Below are 20,426 nucleotides of genomic sequence, written 5' to 3' on the forward strand. Positions count from 1 at the left end.
AACAAAAAACGCAGAAAAAAAAGAAATCGTATATATAGATAGTTTTAAAGATTCCCTATGTTAATATTAATCACAGGGAATCTTTTTTTTGTGTAAATATTTGTAATTTTATATACAGTATATTTTTCTATTTACTAATTAAATTTATATTATAATAAGTAAATTTTAATTTTACACTATTTATTTTATCATTTTCAATTATGACAATGATACTTATGATTATATTTTGCTGTAAAAACTTAAAATACTAAATAAACTTTATAATGTCTTCAATTCTATCTATTATAAAATCAGGGTTATATGCTTTAATTTTTTCTATATTTAACGCGGTATAATTTACTAGGCAAGTTTTCGCTCCTGCATTCTTTCCGCATAATATATCATTGTGGCTATCTCCTACCATTATAGTTTCATTAGGGTTAACCTTAATGGCTTCACAAGCCTTTAACACTGGCTCACCATCTGGCTTATGTTTACTACTATCTTCTGGAGTAATTATTACATCAAAATATTTCTCTAAGTCAAAACAATTAAGTCCTCTTAAAGCCGTTCCCCTTTTTTTAGATGTAACTATTGCTAATTTTAATCCCTTATCTTTTAGCTTTAATAGTCCATCTTCCACGTGATCATAAGATTTTATGTGTTTATCATGGCAATTAAGACAGTATCTTATGTATTCGTCAACTAATTCATCCGCTCTCTCTTTATCATATTCACTCAATACATCTTTAAGTGGTATACCAAAGGATTCTACAATTTCCTCCTTTCCTATATTTAATCCTAAATAATTATTTAATACATAATTAAAGGAAGTCAATATTAATTCATTGGTATCTATTATTGTACCATCTAGATCAAACAGTATTGCTTTAATCATATCTTTCTACTCCTTATTTATAAGTAATTTTAGGGGTACGTACCACTTTGAATAACTTAATCCATGGTTATCTCTATATTCACCCTTTATATCCTTCACCATCACTGTAGCTCTTTTATTAATATTGCTAATTATTCCTTCATACAATATACCTTTGTATTTAAATTGAATAACTTGTCCTTTAACAAATGAGTTATTTATGGTTTTATTGAAGGCATCTTTACTTTTTAATATTTCATGATAACTACTTGTATGTCCAAATAAATTAAAGGCTATATTCTTAAATCGTTCACCTTTACAATTAGAGTTTCCATACTCACTAAATTCTATCACATGGCAAAGCTCATGCTCTAAAATAAGCATAAGAGCTTCTAGTGCATCCTTAGCTTCTATTCCACATACAACTTTACTTCTATTATCTTCTATATATTCTTTTACTACTCTATTACTTATTCTAATCTCATAGGTACTATCTTTTCCTCTTTTTGAAAAGATAGTCTTTCCACCACTTGAAGTCATCCTATTGGATAAGGATACTTTAATACCCTTTGGTATAGCATTAACTAGATAATCCTTTAATACATAACCATCGTATATATCTATAAGGTTAGAAATATTTTCTAATGTCAAAATATCTATAGAATTTAGCGCATTAAGTTTATGTCTTCTGCAAAAATCTTTCTTTATAAAATCTCTCATATTCACTTTATCATTTTTTTTAGCTTCAGTGTTAATCATTAAGTATGTAATACCTTCCTTAAATAGATTTTTTTATAAAAAATGCTGAGCATGCACTATAATTATATTACATGCTCAGCGCTTATCTAATATTTAGAGCATTTTAACACAGACTAACTTAATATTTTATTGATTTATATATAAGTCTGCTTAATTGATCTTTTTCTTTTGCACCTTCTATACTTCTTAAAATTTCCACATTAATCTTACTTATATCAATATTTAATTCTTCAATATGACTTTCTAAGGAATTTATTGCATTTAAAAGCCTTGTCTTTTTATTATCTTTAACTATTACCTTATCTGCAAAAGATTTAAGAGCAACATATGTTAAGATTAGTACATCTTTAGTCTCTATAAAATCTTCATAATTTTCCACAAGATATACTACAGCTTTAGTTAGTAGATTTTTATATATTTCTATACCCTCACCGTGGAGAGTAAAAGCTACTATACTTCTAGCAGTATATATAACCTTATCTATTTTATCATCTTCTACAGATTTACCAAAGGCACCACTTGCTAATTGTTGTGTTGCTAGCACACGTAAGAATTCTGATTTATCTATCCCCTCATCCATTAAATTTTCTAACTGCAATTCATCTAGACTTTGACTATAGTAAAACTTTGGAGAAATTATATTTGTATCACCCTTATTGAAATCTATGTTAACTGGTAAGAATTTTCTCATAACTCCTCCCAGTACAGGTTCATAAATTTCTTCTATTAAAATAAATGATGTCTCATCACTTATAATTCCAATGTCAGTAGATAACTCTATAATCTTATTTTTCATAGCCTCATGAACTTCTCCACGTTCATAGACGATTCTATTCTCTAAAGATTCTATTCTTTTCTTATACCAAACCTTTTCAATTAAATTTGCATTAACCTCTAAGTCTAATTTAGTAAGAACTATTCTTCGTTGTATTCTTCTATCTCCAACCATACCATTAAGAGTAACAATACCTTCTAGATCCCCATCTATCTTAGCAAATATTGAAAATGGTTCCCCATCATACATATATTCTATGGTTCTAGGGTAAGTTTTTTCAACCTTCATTCCACCCCAATCAATTTCAATATCTGTTATTTGTAGTCCTCTTATTCTATTGAACTGATTTAAGATTACATCCTCTATTCTAATACTTCTATTAATAAATTCTGCTTTTCCAAAGGTAATTCTTGCTATTTTATTGATGAAATACGTATTAACAGAGGCATCTATTCCAAAAGGGAAAATTCTGCTTCCTACGCAAGTTTTTTCTACATAATCAAGGATATCTTTCTCATCATCCACTACGTCATCAGTAAATAAAATGATAGTATTTTCTTCTCCCTTATCTTCATTTAAAAAGGCATATTTTATTCCATCAAATATATTAGCATCATTTTCACAAGCTAACTTATCTATCCACTTAGATGCTTCTTTTAAATTTTCATCATTAAATTCAACTCTTCTACTCTCTGAAAAATGCTTTAGGGTGTCACCCATAGCAACTATGTTAAAGGTATCACCTTTATATAAATTTCTAAGACATAAGTGTAAAGCAGTTTTAGCCTCCTTTAACTTATCTCCTTCCATGGATTCTGATATGTCTATAAGGAATATATAGTTTCCATTTCTCTCTTCTACATCCTCTTCAATTTCAGGTAGAAATCTCAAATATACAATTCCATTGTCTTCGCTATAATTCTCATATATAATTCCACTTGTTTCACTAGAATTTTCCTCTAAATAAATTATCATATCACTATCCAGGATTTGCTCTTCACCATGAAGGGTTATTTTGTATAAATTGCTCTCATCATCCTCTTCTTCTTCTACCTGAATTTTATGGGTATTACAAGAGAATTTAGCACTTTCAAAGGTTTCTACTAATAGATTTAAAGATAATTTATAGTCTTCTTGTTGGTTTTGTTCTTCATTATATGGATTTTCCGGAAGTACAATCTTAGGTATAATTAACTTAAGTTTGGAATGCTCATATACTAGCTCTTCAATATAAGAAATCTTTATAACGACAGTTTCACCTTTTAAAATTGTTCCAATTGACATTTTAAAATAGTTGTTATTTAGTTCTTCTAATATAAGTTTACTTCCTGAATCTTCTCCAATATTTTCATAAATTTTCTCTATTTCTTTTTTATCTTCTACTCTACCTTTTATAACACTGCCACCTATATTAGCTTCAAAACCTGAAATAACAGCAGTATCTGGTATAGGGAAGGTATAAACTCCTTTTATATCATCTTCACCAATATTTTCATAAACATGGCTAATTGTAAATTCAACAAACTCTCCACAAATATTACCGTCTATATCTACCTTTTTTAACAATATTTCTCCCTTAGAAATATTGTTCTGTAACTTTTCATATTCCATAACCTCACTCCTTTTATGTTATCTACCTTTGCTTCAGAAGAGTTTTTCCTCCCTCTGAAGGATAAATTATTATCTAGGGACTTAGCCATAGTCATATAATTTAATATAAAAGTTTCTATAAATTATATTGTACTACATAACTTCTTTTATTACTCTCAAAGCATTCTTATATAATATTTTTTCTATATAACTTTCATTATATCCTTCTTTTTGTAATGCAGTTATGAGTTTATCTATCTCTCCCATGTTACTAATTTCTAGATTTTTAGGATTTATTCCATCAAAATCACTACCAAGGGATAATACATCGATACCTCCAATATTATAAATATGATTTATATGTTTAACCATATCTTTAACAGCACTTTTACTTCCGCCTTCTATTAAGAAAGATTTTTCAAAGTTGATTCCAGTTATGCCCCCCTTTTCACTAAGAGTTCTAATCATATCATCAGTTAAATTTCTGCTGTGATTACATACAGCTCTACTGTTTGAATGTGATGCTACAAAAGGTTTCTTACTATATCTTGATACATCATAGAACCCTCCATCTGATAGGTGTGAAACGTCAATAATCATGCCTAGCCTATTCATTTCTTCAAGGGTTTCTAATCCAAAGGTTTTTAACCCTTTATCTCGAAACTCTTCTCTGCAATTTGGATAACCTATACTATTTTCATAATTCCAGGTTAATGTCATAAGTCTAACTCCTAGGTCATAAAAATTTCTTAAATTCTTAAGAGAGCCTTCTATAGCTTCACCTTCTTCAATGGTCAAGAAAGCTGATATTTTATCCTCCTCCTTATTCACTTTAAAATCCTTATAATTTTTTGCCACAGATATTTCATGATTATTTTTTTCTAATTCTTCATAAAATTTATTTAGCATATCCATGGCTCTATTAAATGCCTTAGGATGCTCATTAAGATCAATAAACAAGGCAAAAAATTGTGCCAAGGACTTACCTTTTGTTAATTTTTCTAAATCAATAGCTAGATGGTTTCTCTTTAATTCCATATTCTTATTATCTATTAAATGACAGATTGTATCACAATGTAAATCAATTATACTCATATTATATCCCCCTTAATACTAAGACTATATTTTCTATTAAATTACCAATTTACAAGTTATTTATTATTATAAATATTAAAGTTTTATCCCTATTATCTATATTATAAATTCTCCTTCTTTATTTATATATCCTTCTTTTTCATCTATTATAACCTTACATATTCCATTATAAAAGTTATCTACTTCATGAAATTTAGGCTCTATAACTATATGACCTTTTAAATCTACAAAGCCCCACTTCTCGCTAATTTCAACAGAAAATAGACCTTCACTGTACTCAAGAACATTATCATACTCTATAGGTATTATTATGTTCCCATTTCTATCTATAAATCCATATTTATCTTCTATGGAAACTGCTGCATATTCTGTATTGAAATTATCTGCCCAGCTGTATGTTTTTTCAATAACAAAGTCACCAGAATTATTAATATATCCCCATAAATTATCTATGGATACAGCTGCAAGACCATTAAGAAATTCGTTAGTAAAATCAAAATTCCCGTCTATCTTTATATTAAAGTTTTCATCCACATATACATTTTTACCCTCTAATCCTACATTTGCTAAACCTTCATTAAAGTTGTTAGCATATTCATATATAAATCCACTAATACACTGACCTTCCCCATTTATATATCCATATTTCTCACCTTTTCTAACTATAGCAAGGCCATTCTCTTCAAACTCGTTAGCTTCATCAAATGCAGGTGATATAATCATCTTACTATGGTTATTAATATATCCCCACTTTCCTAATACTTTCACCGCTGCAAGTCCTTCAGTGAATCCCTTTCCTTCTTCATATTTTATTGGTATTACCTCATTCCCCTGTAAGTCTATATATCCATATCTATGGTCTAACTCAACTAAAGCCATGCCTTCATTAAAATAGTTTATATCATCATATTTGGGAGCTATTATATAATCTCCTTGGCTATTGATAAAACCACATAATCCATCTACCTCTACAAAGCCCATTTCATCCTCAAATTCATCGGCAAAATCAAAAATAAAAGGAACTATAGTTTTTCCACTTTCATCTATATAACCATATTTATTATCTAATTCAACGGGATACATTTTCATAATCTTTTCTCCTTTGCTTTTTAAATATATGAATATTATACCATTTATACGAATAAAAAGTCTTATATTATCTTAATTAAAGATAACCTATTCTATATATTTAACTATTTAAAAACTATTATTTCATACCTTATATATTATTAATACAATGTCTATTTAATTATACTAATTGTTAGTAATTATAATTTATATTATAATTAAAAAGATGTAATAATAAGTGTAGGTATCTCTACACAATACAAAGGAGTGTTAAATATATGAAAAATTGTATAGTAGCTCAATCAGGTGGTCCTACATCTGTAATAAATGCTAGCGCAATGGGAGTATTTAAAGCAAATGAAGAACTACACTATTTTGACAATGTATATGCAGGAATTAACGGTATTGAGGGAATTTTAAATGAAAATATAATAAATCTTTCTCAGATTGACAGTGAAGTTATTGACAGATTAATTTATACACCATCTTCAGGACTTGGATCTTGTAGATACAAATTAAAAACCTATGAAGATAACAAAGAAGAATACATAAAACTTTTTGAGATTTTTAAGAAGCATGAAATTGATACTTTCTTCTACATTGGTGGAAATGATTCTATGGATACAGTTCATAAACTTAGTAACTATGCAAAGGAGCATAACCTTCCTGTAAAATTCTTTGGAGTTCCTAAAACTATAGATAATGACCTTCCAGTAATGGATCATACTCCTGGTTTTGGAAGTGCTGCTAAGTTTATATCAACTATAGCCCTAGAAAACAAACTAGATGCTAGTGTGTATACTGCAAAAAATGTATTTGTTATAGAGGCAATGGGCCGTGATACAGGATGGCTAGCTGCAAGTTCTTGTATTGCTACATTAAATGGAAAACCAGTAGTAGATTTAATTTATCTTCCTGAAGTTGCCTTTGATGAAGCTAAGTTTTTAAAAGATGTGGCTAAAAAATTAGAAGTAAAAAATTCTGTAATTGTAGTAGTTTCTGAAGGAATAAGAACAGCAGATGGTACTTTCCTTGGTGAAATGGGTGGTACTGGTCTAGATAAATTTGGTCACGCTCAATTAGGTGGAGTTTGTAGTTATATTAAAAATGTAATCACTGAAAATGGAGTTTGCAAAAAAGTAAGAGCCATAGAACTTTCAACTATGCAACGTTGCGCAATGCACTTTGCTTCTCAAACTGATATTGATGAAGCCTTTAATTGTGGATTTGCTGCATTAAAACACTCTGCAGAAGGTGAAAGCGGTTATATGATAGGTATTAAGAGAGTTTCTAATGATCCATATAAATCAGAAACTTTTGCAGTGCACACTTCAAAGGTAGCAAATTCAATAAAATATTTCCCTAAGGAATGGATCAATGAGGAAGGTAATAATGTAACTAAAGAAGCCTATGAGTATACACTGCCTCTAATTATGGGAGAACCAAAAATTCAATACGAAAACGGTCTTCCAAAATATGCTTTTATAACAAAATAATATTAACAATTTAATTTGCCTATATTAAAAGGAGTGATTTCTTATTAAAAATCACTCCTTTGTACTAATTTATGTATTATATTAAGAGACATTTTAGTTTTAATCTAAAGATAATCAGTGTTATTTCCTTCAGTGTGATTTTAGTTACCTGCTGTATCTGTATTATCTTCTTCTACATAATTAGGATAAAACTCTTTTCCACCAGCTTTAACAGTAATTACATTATTAGTTACAGCTACATCAAATTTAGTTTTTAAAGATTGTGATGTTGGAAATTTACCATCAAAATATTTATTACCTATTTTCGTTATATCACTTTCTTCAATAGGTCCTGAAGCACTTATATCTCCCTCTATTATCCCGGTTTTAACTGCCATAGCTATGGCATTAGCATTTGAAACATCTGTTTTTTCTTTAGCTTCATCCACTTTAGATACCATTGTTGGTGCTACGGCTAAGGCTAATACACCTATTATCCCTAAAACTACTAGTAACTCAATTAAGGTAAATCCCTTTTTCTTAGATCTATTAATTTTATTATTCACACTATTCCTCCTTTCCTTTTTGATTTAAGAATTTATGTAACAATTCACGTACATAAACTATGATATCCATTAGATACATAATTATACAATAATTTCTACTTTTTTCTAAAAATTTATATATATTTTCTATAAAATATTTTCTTCATAAATAAAAACACCTAGGCTTTATTTTAATCCTAGGTGTTTACAATATTTATATACTAATTATCAGTTAATTTTTCATTACACTTTTCTTTTATAAGAAAAGCTTCATCATAATGATCGTCAATAACTATAGCTTCTTCTGCACACTTTAATGCTTCTTTAAACTTTCCATCTTTAAAATATATTTTAGCTTTAAGCAAGTAGTATCTTTCATCATCAGACATCTCTATAGCATTATTAATAAAGGTTAAGGCTTTATCATATTGAAAATCTACTATAGCATAAAAATAATAAGCTATTATATAGTAAATTTTATCTTGCCTTGTATATAAATTAAATATACCCATTAAGAAGCTAAGAATTTCCTTTCTTGAAAGAAAAGTTTTTCTTACGGTACCTCTATTCATATCTTTATAGGACATCTTAAATAAATAATCCACTGCTTCTGTGTATTTATATCTTCTAATATAAATACAAACCTTATTTAAATTCATATATAAATCATTAGGTGCTAAAGTAAGAGCTTGTTCCATATATACCATGGATTTCTCATATTCCCCAATCTCAAAATGTGTTCTTGCTAAAAGGTTAAAGTATTTACCATTGTCATTTTTTAAACTAATAGCCTTATTAAGGTTATATATAACCTCTGAATAAGAAAAACAATCTAAATTATGAACTCCTAGTAAATCCTTTAAGGAGGTCTTAGAACTATTTAAAAGTCTCAATACTAATACAATTGCCCTTCCTTTTCTATAATACCCATGGGGACCATCACTTTTCACCTCAATGAGCCTATCATATATATTTATGGCTTTATTATAATTTTGTATCACCTTATATACTGATTGGTTTTTTTCAATAACTTCATATTCCTCACCCAATTCCAAAGATAACACTTCTATATAATCATACCAAAAGTCATTATCTAGTTCTAAATTAATAGCTCTCTTACAGTTGTGCATTATTCTGTCACATCTATCATCTAAAGTTAAACACTCATCTTGTTTTATCCTATAAATTTCATCTCTAAGGAGATCAGACATACTTTTTTTATACTCATCATAATTTCCCTTATATATATCTTCAGCTTCATACATTTTTTTAATTATACACTCATAGCTTTGAACTTTTATATTATAAGGTGATTTCTTATCTCTAGTTATGCCACCTAATACCTCTAATGCCTCATCATATCTTTTTAGTTTCATAAAAATAAAACCTTTATGATATAAGTAATCATAGTAATCTCTATTTTTAACGTCTATAACTTCATTTAAAACTTTTAAAATTATATCTACATCCTTAGTAAGTGAAGTTCTTTCCATAACAGCATCAATAAAGTCCCTCACCTTATTATCTATATAGGTTTTATTAATGTACTCCCTATCCTCATACTCTGAATTACTTTCTATTTGGTATAGAATTTTATATATATTAATCATCTGTAAAAAGTAATTATTATCAATTAAAATATATTTTCCTTCTTCAACTAACTCTAGATATTTTACACTTACATATTCAGAACTACTATGATAGTGATCGTTTTCTTCTTCCTTAAGAATAACTTGAAGAAGTTTCATATAGTTTTCATAAAGATTATAATAATCTCTTATATTTATAAATTTCTTTATGTTATCTAAATATTGATTTTTTAAAATTCCCCCTAGTCTAGCTAAGTTTTCACCAAATATCTCTACATCTCCATAACTACTATAACTAGAGAGAGCATAATTAAGTCCTTCATAATAGGTTTCAAAAGCTTCTTCAAACCTATCTAATTTTTCTAAAGTTTTTCCTTTATGATTATAAATAAATTCATCTACTGTTATTCCAAAAGATAAGTTTATATAATAAAGTGCTTTTTCATAATCTTCTTCCTCGTAATAGGCAAAGGATAAAAGGTCATATACTTCATCAGTTTTATTAAAGGTCATAGCCTTTTCTAAGGCATGAAAAGCATCCTTCCTTCTATCCAGCTTAAGGAGCATCTTTCCCTTTAATATGTAATAATCATATCCTTTATCATAATCTATCACACTATCTAATTTCACCAGTATCTTTTCAGCTTCTACCTTGGTTATATTATTATAATTATCATATTTTTCTTCTATGTTAAATTTGTTGTAATCCATATTCCCTCCTAAACATAAGATAAGCCCTACGCATCCATATTCAATTTTACCATATATGGGTATAAATCTAAATTAATAAATGATTAACTTTCATATATTGTCATATTATTTATATTTCATATGGATTATAATTACTATATATTTTTTAAAATATGGTAATATATAATTAAAAATAAAATTTAGGAGGCAACTAAAAATGCAGAATATTAATAGTGAAAATTACAAAACTGCTATATTTGCTGGTGGCTGCTTTTGGTGCATGGTATCCCCTTTTGATGTATTAGATGGAATTATAAGTGTTACTTCTGGGTATACTGGANNTATGATTCTACTATCATCTCCTATGAAAAGCTCCTAGATGCCTTTTGGAGACAGATAGACCCAACGGATGATGAAGGTCAATTTCAAGATAGAGGCTCTTCCTACATTGCTGCTATTTTCTACATGGATGAGAATCAAAGAATAATTGCTGAAAAATCTAAAAAAGCTCTAAATGATTCAGGTAGATTTCCCAAAGAAGTGGTTACTAGGATTCTCCCAGCATCAACCTTCTATGAAGCAGAGGAATATCATCAAGAATTTTATAAAACCCATCCTACAGAATATAAAAAGGATAGAAGTATATCTGGAAGAGATGAGTTTATAGCAAAATATTGGGGTGATGATTATTATAAAATATATGAAGACTAAAATATTTTAAGATTGGATGTGCTGTTATGAAAAAACAACATAGTGAATTATTTAAAATCCTTATTAATGCCTACTATAATGATAAATTAGAGAATGTTATTGAAGAATTATTAAAGGACAATACAGTTGATAAAGAAGCCTTAGCTGCAGAAATTTCTTCTCTCTGTGGAGTGAATTTGTCCTTTAGTAATAATTACATAGAAGATTTAAAAAATGCCATAAATAATTATGAATCAGATCATAAAATTGTTAATAAAATTAAACTATGTAAAATGGAGTGTAAGGTAGATTGTGATGGAAAGACAAAATGTCAAGAAAGTTGCCCATTTGATGCTATTTTATATAATGAAAAAACTAAGTGTACTTATATAGATAATGATAAATGTACTGATTGTGGGTTCTGTGTAGAGGGATGTCCAACTGGAAGTATTCTAGATACAGTTGAATTCATGCCTCTTGCTAAACTTTTAAAGGAAAACACTCCTGTAGTAGCTGCTGTAGCCCCTGCTATAATGGGTCAATTTGGAGATAGTACCATTGAACAGCTTAGAACTGCTTTTAAATCTCTTGGATTTACTGATATGGTGGAAGTAGCATTCTTTGCAGATATGCTTACCCTTAAAGAAACCATTGAATTTGATGCTCACGTTAAAACTAAATCAGATTTTATGATTACATCTTGCTGCTGTCCTATGTGGGTTGGCATGATAAAAAAAGTATATAAGGATTTATTGCCTCATACATCTCCTACTGTATCTCCAATGATTGCAGCTGGTAGGGTGTTAAAAAAATTAAACCCAGATGTAAAGGTAGTATTTGTAGGCCCATGTGTAGCAAAAAAGGCAGAAGTTAAATCTCCAGATTTAATTGGTGATATTGATTTTGTTCTTACCTTTGCAGAATTACAAGAAATTTTTGAAGCCTTTAATATAGTTCCAGAAACCCTTGAAGGCACTACCTCCATGGAATATGCCTCACGAGGTGGAAGGCTTTATGCACGTACCGGTGGAGTTTCAATTGCCATTGAAGATTGCATAGAAAGAATGTTTCCTGAAAAATATAAACTTGTAACTCCTATTCAAGGTAACGGAATAAAAGAATGTAAGGAAATATTACAAGACCTTCAAAAAGGTATTATAAAAGGAAACTTCATTGAAGGAATGGGATGTGTTGGTGGATGTGTTGGTGGGCCAAAAGCTATTGCTCCTAAAGATAATTCTAAAATAGCCGTAGATACCTTTGCAGATAACTCTAAATATAAAGTTGCCTACGATAGCCCAGTAATGAATGGAATCTTAGATGCCATTGGCATATTCACCATAGAAGATTATAAAGATGAAAGCAAAACTGAAATATTCCATAGAGACTTTTAAAAAGACTATGTCTATGAAACTTCCTACTAGATTAATTTATCTCTCACAAAAATTGAGCATTCACTTTAATATAAGTGGATGCTCAACATTTTTTATTTATATAATTCCTTCATTTTTTCAAAGGCTTCATTACTTAGAATGTGTTCTATGCGGCAGGCATCTCCATCGGCTACTTCTTTAGATACTTTTAAAGTGTCCATGAGATATTTAGTGATGAGAGTATGTCTTTCATATATTTCACTGGCCTTTTTCATGCCTTTTTCTGCGAGAGTTATCTCACCTCCTTGTTCCATGGTTATATACTCAGCTTTTTTCAGTATGCCCATGGCTCTGCTAATGCTAGCCTTTGTATAACCTAATTCATTTGCTATATCTATAGAACGTACAGAGCCCTTTTTTCTCTGAAGCAATAAAATAGTTTCTAAATAATTTTCTCCGGATTCATGTATTTTCATAATAATCTCCTGTATAGTTTCTTTTAACCTATTTTATCATAGGTTAAATTTTCATTCAACTTTCCAAAATTATTCTTTACTTATTTAAAATAACCCAATATATGAAAATTATTCTCATTTTCAGTTGACATCATAAATCATTTATAGTAAACTCAAAATATAGGTTAGTTAAAGCTAACTTATGTTTTTTAATATTAGTTAGCTTGTGCATACTTAAAGGAGGGATTTATATGCCACTTACTATGGCCAAATCTGGAGAAAAAGTTTTTATAAAGAAAATTAATGGTAAAGAAGAAACGGTGAGATTTTTAAAAAGCCTAGGATTTATTGTAGGTGAAAGTATAACTCTTATTTCAGAGTTAGGTGGAAATATAATTATTAATGTTAAAGATAGCCGTATTGCAATAGATAAATCTATGGCAAATAGGATTATTATATAGGAATTATTTTAGGAGGTAATTATGAGTACATTAAAGGATGTAAAGCCAGGACAAACTGTTACAGTAGTTAAAATTCAGGGTGAAGGTGCTGTAAAACGTAGGATTATGGACATGGGAGTTACTAAGGGTTCTTCTATCCATCTAAGGAAGATAGCTCCCTTAGGAGATCCTATTGAAATAACTATTCGAGGATATGAACTTTCTATTAGAAAATCAGATGCTGAAAAAATATTAGTTGAATAGTTTTTAAATCTAAAATTTTCACAGAGTTAAATCTCTGTATATTTTTCATTAGTAAGTTAGCATCGGCTAACATTTAGGGGGGATTAAAATGGGTATAAAAATAGCTCTTGCTGGAAACCCAAACTGTGGTAAGACCACGATTTTCAATGAACTTACAGGGAGTTCCCAATATGTAGGAAACTGGCCTGGAGTAACTGTAGAAAAGAAAGAAGGAAAATTAAAAGGACATAAGGATGTAACTATCGTTGATTTACCAGGTATTTATTCATTATCACCTTATACTTTAGAAGAAGTTGTAACTCGTAATTTCTTGATTGATGAAAGACCAGATGTGATTATTAATATAGTTGATGGATCAAATATTGAAAGAAATCTTTATTTAACAACTCAACTTGTAGAACTTGGAATTCCTGTAGTTATAGCCTTAAATATGATGGACGTAGTAAATAAAAATGGAGACATGATAAATACTTCAAAGCTTTCGAAAACACTTGGATGTGAAGTATTAGAAACCTCTGCCCTTAAGGGAAAAGGTCTAAAGGAATTATCTGATAAGGCTGTAGAAATTGGTAAAAGCACTCCAAAGGTTACCTTATTAAATACCTTTAGTAAGGATACAGAAGAAGTTATAAGTAACATAGAAAAACTATTAAAAGGAAATTCTTTAATAAAAAATCCACGTTGGTTTTATATTAAACTCTTTGAAAGAGATGAAAAAGTTCTAGAATATTTAAAACTAGATAACAATACAAAAGATAAATTAGATAATTTAATTAATAACTATGAGGAATCTCTTGATGACGATGCAGAAAGTATTATTACCACTGAACGTTATGACTACATAGGTAAAATAATTACCTCCTGTGTTAAGAAGAAAAATAATTCTAATTTAACTACTTCAGATAAAATAGATAAAGTTGTGACTAACAGATGGCTTGCCCTTCCAATTTTTGCACTAGTAATGCTAGGTATATATTATATTGCAGTTACTACTATTGGAACCATAGCCACTGATTGGGTAAATGACACCCTTTTTGCTGAGCTCATTCAAGGGAATGTTTCTGACTGGTTAATGAATATTCAGGTAGCTGACTGGTTACATGGACTAATTGTAGATGGTATTATCGGTGGTGTTGGTGCTGTTCTTGGATTTGTACCACAAATAATGGTATTATTCTTCTTAATATCTTTACTAGAAGACTGTGGTTATATGGCTCGTGTAGCTTTTATCATGGACAGGATCTTCCGTAGGTTTGGACTTTCCGGTAAATCTTTTATCCCTATGTTAATAGGTTCTGGTTGTAGTGTTCCTGCTATTATGGCAAGCAGAACCATTGAAAATGATAGAGATAGAAAAATGACTATAATGCTTACTCCATTTATTCCATGTAGTGCTAAACTACCAGTATTTGCGCTACTAGCTGGTGCCTTCTTCCCTAGTCAACCTTGGGCAGCACCATCAATGTACTTCTTAGGTATAGCCATGGTTATACTTTCAGGAATAGTACTTAAGAAAACTAAGTTATTTAAAGGTGATCCAGCTCCTTTCGTTATGGAACTGCCACAATATAGAATACCTAGCTTAAAAGGACTTCTTATCCACATGTGGGACAGAGGAAAAGCCTTTATAATAAAAGCTGGTACTATAATCTTTGTAGCTTCAGGTCTTGTATGGTTCTTACAATCCTTTAGCTGGTCTTTACAAATGGTAGACGCGCAAGATAGTATATTAGCTTCCATTGGAAACGTAATAGCTCCTATATTTACACCTCTAGGATTTGGTAACTGGCAATCTGCCGTTGCTACCGTAACAGGATTCTTAGCTAAAGAAAATGTAGTTGCTACCTTTGGTGTCCTATTTGGATTAGGTGCTGAACTAACAGAAAGTGATCCTAACTTAGTTTCAACTATGGGACAACTATTTAATGTAGTTAGTGCTTACTCTTTCATGGCATTCACCCTACTAGCTGCTCCATGCTTTGCGGCTATTGGTGCTACAAAACGTGAAATGGGCTCTTGGAAATGGACATTTATCGCTATAGGATATCAAACAGGTTTAGCCTATGTGGTTTCCTTAATCATTTATCAAGTTGGACGCTTAATCTTTTTATAAGGAGGTGTTACTATGGCAACATTTTTAATTGGTGCTGTAGTTATAGGTGCTATGATATTAGTATCAGTAAAACAATTTAAAAAACACTCAAAAGGTGACGGTTGTGGCTGTGGTTGCTCAGGCTGCTCACAGGCTAGCAAGTGTCATAGATAAAATAAAGCTGAGGAAATTTCCTCAGCTTTTCTTATGGTTTAAACTAATCTTATTGTTGTATCTTCCTTTAACTCTTCCTTTAATCGCTTTCTTAAGTTTTCTAATAATAATTCTACATCCTCATGATTTTTTATAGTCTTTTCATCCTTAACCAATTCAATCACACTAAGTACTTTAGCAATGTTTCCTCTTCCAGTTTCTTTAATAATTTCATTTAACCACCTTAACTTTAGTTTCTCTCCAAGTTTATACATTGATAATATAACTGGAAAACTCTTTGAACATAGAGTTTTCTTAGTAAGGTTTTCAAAGTCTTCATTAATTTTACCTTCAAATTCATTATAGAAATCATATCCCTTCAAGTTTTCTATAACTTCATCTTTACAAGCTTTAATAAATTCTATTGCTGGAAGTATCTCTTTATTTAATAGTTCTAACACTTTATTATTATACTTTTCTATTAGTGGTGGTAGCTGAGGAATCCTGTTATAAGGTTCTTTAATCCTTAAAATACCATGTAGCTCTTCTACTAGTCCTTCTATTTCACAATCATATATAAATTCCTTATTTTCTTTAAAGGAATTAAGGATGTCTGTAGCGGTATCAAAGATTATTCTCTGTTCTCCCCTTTCATTTAAGTCAACTGTATTGTTTTCTTTTCTATAAAAAAATCCCTTTATATTATCAATATAATCTATATAGTCTAGGAATTCTTCTTCTAAATCATAGAGATACTTAAAAAATTCTTGGATGTCATCTATATTAAGTAGACCTTGAAATAACTTTTCACCTAGAAATACTATTTCTTTTCCAGGATAATCTTTATTTATTGAATAATTAAAATTCATATCCTTAATCTTCTTAAGTTCTTCTTTACCTAATTCTTTGAAATACTTCATTAGAAGTTCTTCATCATTAGGTATAGAGCTTCCTCCAAATAGTTCTTTAATTAACTCCCTAGCTGCATCTATATATTTACTAGGTACCTTTTCTCTACTAATTACTATAACCTTTTCTTCATACTCGCTCTTAACTAGGTAATCTACTATATCCTTGTTATTAGAAGACACTACCTCATTAGCATATATAATACTTATATATTGCTTTTTAAATAGCTTCAGGAGTATACCTTGAATATCTAGCTCCTTCCAACCATAGGGTGAACTTGAAAATTTAGTTAATATGCTTTTCACCGTTAATTTAATACTTCTCATGGTACTAGTTAATATATAATTATTTACCTCCTCCAAGGCTAATTTATTTGCCTCATTATCTTCTATAGTTCTTTGGCTAGTATCAGCTTCCACTATATTATATAGTTCTCTACTATTATCTATAAACTCTGTAATGTAGTTTATTTTGTTAAACCTTGAATCTACAAGGGTTCTTAATCCCTCATTGATTCTACTCACCACAGCTTTTACCTTAATATTTAAGAGGGAGCCACTTACATATATATCTGACCACCTTAAAGCTTCCTCTATTAAGAATTTAGCCCTTTTAAACCTAAGTTCTCTTTCCTTAGTTTTTTTAGTCTTTATATCCTCCATGTGAATAGTTGATATTATGGTACCTTTAAGCCTTAAATATCCCTCTATTTTAAGTATATTTTCAATTTCCTCTATATAATTATCCTGGTTTGATATATCAATTATCACATTATTTTCCCTGTCAGATAATTCCTTAAGATAATTTTTACTAACCTCTTCTACTAAATTATAATTAGCAGTTATAATCCTAACTCCTATAGGATTTTTTTTAGCGCCTCTTACTTTTTCATCTATTAACTTATTAAAACTAAAAGAATAAATTTTAGAATAGGCAAACTTAGNNCATATATATGCTCAAAAACTATCTCACCTATCCTTTGAACAATCTCTCCGCTATCAATTGTCATATTTTTTATCTCTTTATTTACCTCTTGTTCCTGAATTGTTAAAAATACAAATTCATCACCATTTTTTTCAACCAAAGTTTCTCTGATAAGTTTACTTAATGACTCTTGCACTTGCTCCTTAACTTCTTTCTTTGAGGCTTCTATATTATCTATTAAAAGAGTAGATAAGTTCTCAATATTACCCTTTATTCCCCTAGCATATTTTATAAGGAATAATAATTTAAGGACTTCAACATCATAGCTATTCAGCTTTTCATTATTTTCAGCATAACCAATAACTGTACTAATAGAAGGGTCTAAAAAAGTCTCTATAGTACTATAAAAAGCTGAGAATGGAACTAAGGTGCCTATGTTTTTACCCATATACTCCACTGCCACCTGCTTATACGCTTCCAGTAAACTTCTCTCTCCTTTAGACAAGCTTCTTCCAGCTACTCCATGGCTTATTATGCCATTAAAAACATGTTGTAATAAATTAAATTGATAAGGTACAAAGGGATAAACCTGTGCAAAATTATTCATGTCCTTATATAATTTCATGTCCACAGTATCTGTGGTGAAGGTTAAAAGATTTCTAATAAAAGATTCTCTCTCCTCATATAGACTTTGTAGTATATCCACTGCCTGAGTTTTCTTTCTCAAAATACGTTTTTTAATCACTTCATCCACATTAGCAGAAGATAATGAAAATCTTGTATTAAACCTTCCTTGAATCTTAGAAAAGTCATTACCTTTACCCAAAGTAAACACATCTAAATCCTCTTGAGATGTAACTATAACCCAGCATCTACCTTCACATTTGCTACCTAAATCCTCCACCACTGTCTGAAGATTTAGCATAAGCTGAGTATCTTCTCCTAAATATTGGCCAATTTCATCTATTAAAAATACCACATGATGATTATTTCCCTTTAAATCACAATACGCCCTAACCCTAGAAGAAAACTTATCTATAGTTAAGGAATAATTTTCTTCACATTTACTATACCAATTTCTTGCAGCATCTTCACTCATCTTAGTAGCCTTTGATAAAGCCTCTATTAAGGCATCCTCTTCATAATAAAAATCTTCCCTACCCTGAGTCCAAGGTTTTCCTGATATATGATGAAACACTTCTTTAAAATCTTCATATACCCCATCTTCAGTCATCTGTCTTTCCATATCAGCAATCCAAGGCATAGATCCACAAAAACCCTGCATTTCATTGAAAACCCTATTAAGTACATTAACAATAGCATCCCTATGGGATTCTGAAGCCCGGTCAGACTTAGAATCTATATTAAAAAGGATAGTATCTGTAGATTGGTTCTTTATAAGCTCCATATTCCTTAGGGTAGAATCCTGTAGTTCCTTACTATAAAAATAATCTAAAGTACTTTTATTTCCTATGGTTTCATTAGATAAAACATAGGATAAAATCTTTAAAAAATGAGATTTTCCGCTACCAAAAAATCCTGAAATCCATACTCCAATCCTATCAGTACTATCTAATATGCCTCTGCTATATGCCTGAAAGAACTCATTAAAATGGCTACGCAGCTCATCAGTAACCACGTATTCTTCAAGTTCCTGCTTTATATTCTCTTGGTCACATTGACCTACCTTAATTACACCTTTTATATCTCTATTAATTTCTTTCTCAAATAAATCCTTTAACTTTATGTTCATTTTGATCCCCCTGGTTACTATTAACTTATTCCTAGACCTAGGTTATAAATAGGCTTTTTACTTAAGCCTTATGTAAACTTGCTTTAATATTATACCATATTACAACTAGCTGTAGACATGAATATAAAGCATAAATGAATCCTATGGTTAACAATGTAACTTTAAACATTATTTACATACTATATTACATATGATTTAATATAAGTATGAGAATATTTCCATATAACTTATGGAAAAAAAGGGGTATTGGTATAGTCTATAAAAAATAAGAAGGGGTGAATAAAATGATAGAGAATGGATTTAATAAATTATCTTGGGGCTTCTTATTTATCATGCTAGACTTTAAAATTTGTGGCTTTGATATTTTTCCTGATGTAATTGGATTTATACTATTTGCTATGGCATTTAGTCAGCTTAAAGAGCATAGCCAACATTTTTCAAAGGCTTCAACATTAAATATCTTTACCATAATACTTTCTATTTTTTCAATATATGAAGTTAAAAACAATAATAGTGGTATCACCTTTGGAATTTTAGGACCATTTGGTATTCTAGTAGGATTAGCTTCCTTAATATTAACCTTATATGTAATATACAATTTATTCATGGGGATGAAAGAAATGCTTAACAATCATGATAAACATTTGTTAGCTGAAGAAGCTGATAACAGATGGAATCAATATAAAGAATTAACTATTGCTACTATATTAGCTTTTATAGTAATATTTATACCTGTAATAAATATCTTATATGTGTTAGCGATATTTATTTTTGGTATAGTTTTCTTAGTAAAAACCATGAAATATTTAAGTAGTTGTAAAGACAGTTTTATTACCTCATAAAATTTCTTAATAAAAAAGTATTTATTAACACCTTGGTATCTGTAAACGACTTATATATTTAGTCTTAAAATAATTCACTATTCTTTATA

At 29.7% G+C, this 20,426-nt stretch carries 18 protein-coding genes and 1 pseudogene (1 of these 19 only partly in view); 9 read left to right on the plus strand and 10 right to left on the minus strand.

Annotated features, from left to right (window positions below; genetic code table 11):
* A protein-coding gene (locus B2671_RS17270) for a D-alanyl-D-alanine carboxypeptidase family protein (RefSeq protein WP_422653252.1) crosses the window boundary here: on the plus strand, positions 1-64 show its 3' portion. Its footprint begins 1,163 nt before the window's first position; the window shows 64 of its 1,227 coding nt (coding positions 1,164-1,227); its start codon lies off the left edge, out of view; it ends in the stop codon at positions 62-64.
* A 183-nt stretch (positions 65-247) separates the two neighbouring features.
* Here B2671_RS17270 and ppaX read toward each other — a convergent pair whose 3' ends face one another.
* The 5 genes from ppaX to B2671_RS17295 form a co-directional block, all read right to left on the minus strand.
* Entirely contained in the window at positions 248-877 is a 630-nt protein-coding gene (gene ppaX, locus B2671_RS17275; protein ID WP_346871530.1) for a pyrophosphatase PpaX, read from the minus strand.
* Between the two features lie 6 nt (positions 878-883).
* Entirely contained in the window at positions 884-1,615 is a 732-nt protein-coding gene (locus tag B2671_RS17280; protein ID WP_346871531.1) for a hypothetical protein, read from the minus strand.
* A gap of 118 nt (positions 1,616-1,733) precedes the next feature.
* Positions 1,734-4,001: a VIT and VWA domain-containing protein gene (locus B2671_RS17285; protein ID WP_346871532.1), complete on the minus strand. Its 2,268-nt coding sequence runs from the start codon at positions 3,999-4,001 to the stop codon at positions 1,734-1,736.
* 132 nt (positions 4,002-4,133) lie between these two features.
* On the minus strand, positions 4,134-5,075 hold the full coding sequence (locus B2671_RS17290; RefSeq protein ID WP_346871533.1) for a dipeptidase: 942 nt from the start codon (positions 5,073-5,075) through the stop codon (positions 4,134-4,136).
* A 96-nt stretch (positions 5,076-5,171) separates the two neighbouring features.
* Positions 5,172-6,164: a WG repeat-containing protein gene (locus tag B2671_RS17295; protein ID WP_346871534.1), complete on the minus strand. Its 993-nt coding sequence runs from the start codon at positions 6,162-6,164 to the stop codon at positions 5,172-5,174.
* A gap of 257 nt (positions 6,165-6,421) precedes the next feature.
* Between B2671_RS17295 and B2671_RS17300 the strand changes: the two genes are divergently transcribed.
* Entirely contained in the window at positions 6,422-7,639 is a 1,218-nt protein-coding gene (locus tag B2671_RS17300) for a 6-phosphofructokinase (RefSeq protein ID WP_346871535.1), read from the plus strand.
* 140 nt (positions 7,640-7,779) lie between these two features.
* On the opposite strand, the gene B2671_RS17305 is transcribed toward B2671_RS17300, so the two are convergent.
* Both B2671_RS17305 and B2671_RS17310 read right to left on the minus strand, forming a co-directional pair.
* A complete protein-coding gene (locus tag B2671_RS17305; RefSeq protein WP_346871536.1) occupies positions 7,780-8,184 on the minus strand; it encodes a type II secretion system protein in 405 nt (134 codons plus the stop codon).
* A 200-nt stretch (positions 8,185-8,384) separates the two neighbouring features.
* Complete coding sequence (locus tag B2671_RS17310) at positions 8,385-10,463, minus strand: hypothetical protein (protein ID WP_346871537.1); 2,079 nt, start codon at positions 10,461-10,463, stop codon at positions 8,385-8,387.
* 259 nt (positions 10,464-10,722) lie between these two features.
* On the opposite strand from B2671_RS17310, the pseudogene B2671_RS17315 reads away from it, so the two are divergent.
* Together B2671_RS17315 and B2671_RS17320 are read left to right on the plus strand one after the other, a co-directional pair.
* A pseudogene (locus B2671_RS17315) lies at positions 10,723-11,153 on the plus strand (peptide-methionine (S)-S-oxide reductase).
* Between the two features lie 26 nt (positions 11,154-11,179).
* Positions 11,180-12,526, plus strand: coding sequence for a [Fe-Fe] hydrogenase large subunit C-terminal domain-containing protein (locus B2671_RS17320; protein ID WP_346871538.1), 1,347 nt, complete (start codon positions 11,180-11,182; stop codon positions 12,524-12,526).
* Between the two features lie 92 nt (positions 12,527-12,618).
* On the opposite strand, the gene B2671_RS17325 is transcribed toward B2671_RS17320, so the two are convergent.
* Positions 12,619-12,981, minus strand: a complete 363-nt coding sequence (locus B2671_RS17325; protein WP_346871539.1) for a metal-dependent transcriptional regulator — start codon at positions 12,979-12,981, stop codon at positions 12,619-12,621.
* Positions 12,982-13,211: 230 nt separating this feature from the next.
* On the opposite strand from B2671_RS17325, the gene B2671_RS17330 reads away from it, so the two are divergent.
* The 4 genes from B2671_RS17330 to B2671_RS17665 all read left to right on the plus strand — a co-directional run bounded on the left by B2671_RS17330 (position 13,212) and on the right by B2671_RS17665 (position 15,930).
* On the plus strand, positions 13,212-13,421 hold the full coding sequence (locus B2671_RS17330) for a FeoA family protein (RefSeq protein WP_035131427.1): 210 nt from the start codon (positions 13,212-13,214) through the stop codon (positions 13,419-13,421).
* Between the two features lie 21 nt (positions 13,422-13,442).
* Complete coding sequence (locus B2671_RS17335; RefSeq protein WP_343822970.1) at positions 13,443-13,664, plus strand: ferrous iron transport protein A; 222 nt, start codon at positions 13,443-13,445, stop codon at positions 13,662-13,664.
* Between the two features lie 88 nt (positions 13,665-13,752).
* Positions 13,753-15,777, plus strand: coding sequence for a ferrous iron transport protein B (gene feoB / locus B2671_RS17340; protein ID WP_414632651.1), 2,025 nt, complete (start codon positions 13,753-13,755; stop codon positions 15,775-15,777).
* A gap of 12 nt (positions 15,778-15,789) precedes the next feature.
* Positions 15,790-15,930: a FeoB-associated Cys-rich membrane protein gene (locus B2671_RS17665; protein ID WP_343822966.1), complete on the plus strand. Its 141-nt coding sequence runs from the start codon at positions 15,790-15,792 to the stop codon at positions 15,928-15,930.
* 38 nt (positions 15,931-15,968) lie between these two features.
* On the opposite strand, the gene B2671_RS17345 is transcribed toward B2671_RS17665, so the two are convergent.
* Together B2671_RS17345 and brxC are read right to left on the minus strand one after the other, a co-directional pair.
* A complete protein-coding gene (locus B2671_RS17345; protein WP_346871540.1) occupies positions 15,969-17,588 on the minus strand; it encodes a hypothetical protein in 1,620 nt (539 codons plus the stop codon).
* A 125-nt stretch (positions 17,589-17,713) separates the two neighbouring features.
* Complete coding sequence (gene brxC / locus B2671_RS17350; RefSeq protein ID WP_346871541.1) at positions 17,714-19,495, minus strand: BREX system P-loop protein BrxC; 1,782 nt, start codon at positions 19,493-19,495, stop codon at positions 17,714-17,716.
* A 284-nt stretch (positions 19,496-19,779) separates the two neighbouring features.
* On the opposite strand from brxC, the gene B2671_RS17355 reads away from it, so the two are divergent.
* Entirely contained in the window at positions 19,780-20,337 is a 558-nt protein-coding gene (locus tag B2671_RS17355; RefSeq protein WP_346871542.1) for a hypothetical protein, read from the plus strand.
* Positions 20,338-20,426 lie beyond the last annotated feature (89 nt).

The organism is Clostridium sp. UBA5119, assembly GCF_002414285.1.
In the GTDB taxonomy this organism is placed as follows: domain Bacteria; phylum Bacillota; class Clostridia; order Clostridiales; family Clostridiaceae; genus Clostridium_J; species Clostridium_J sulfidigenes.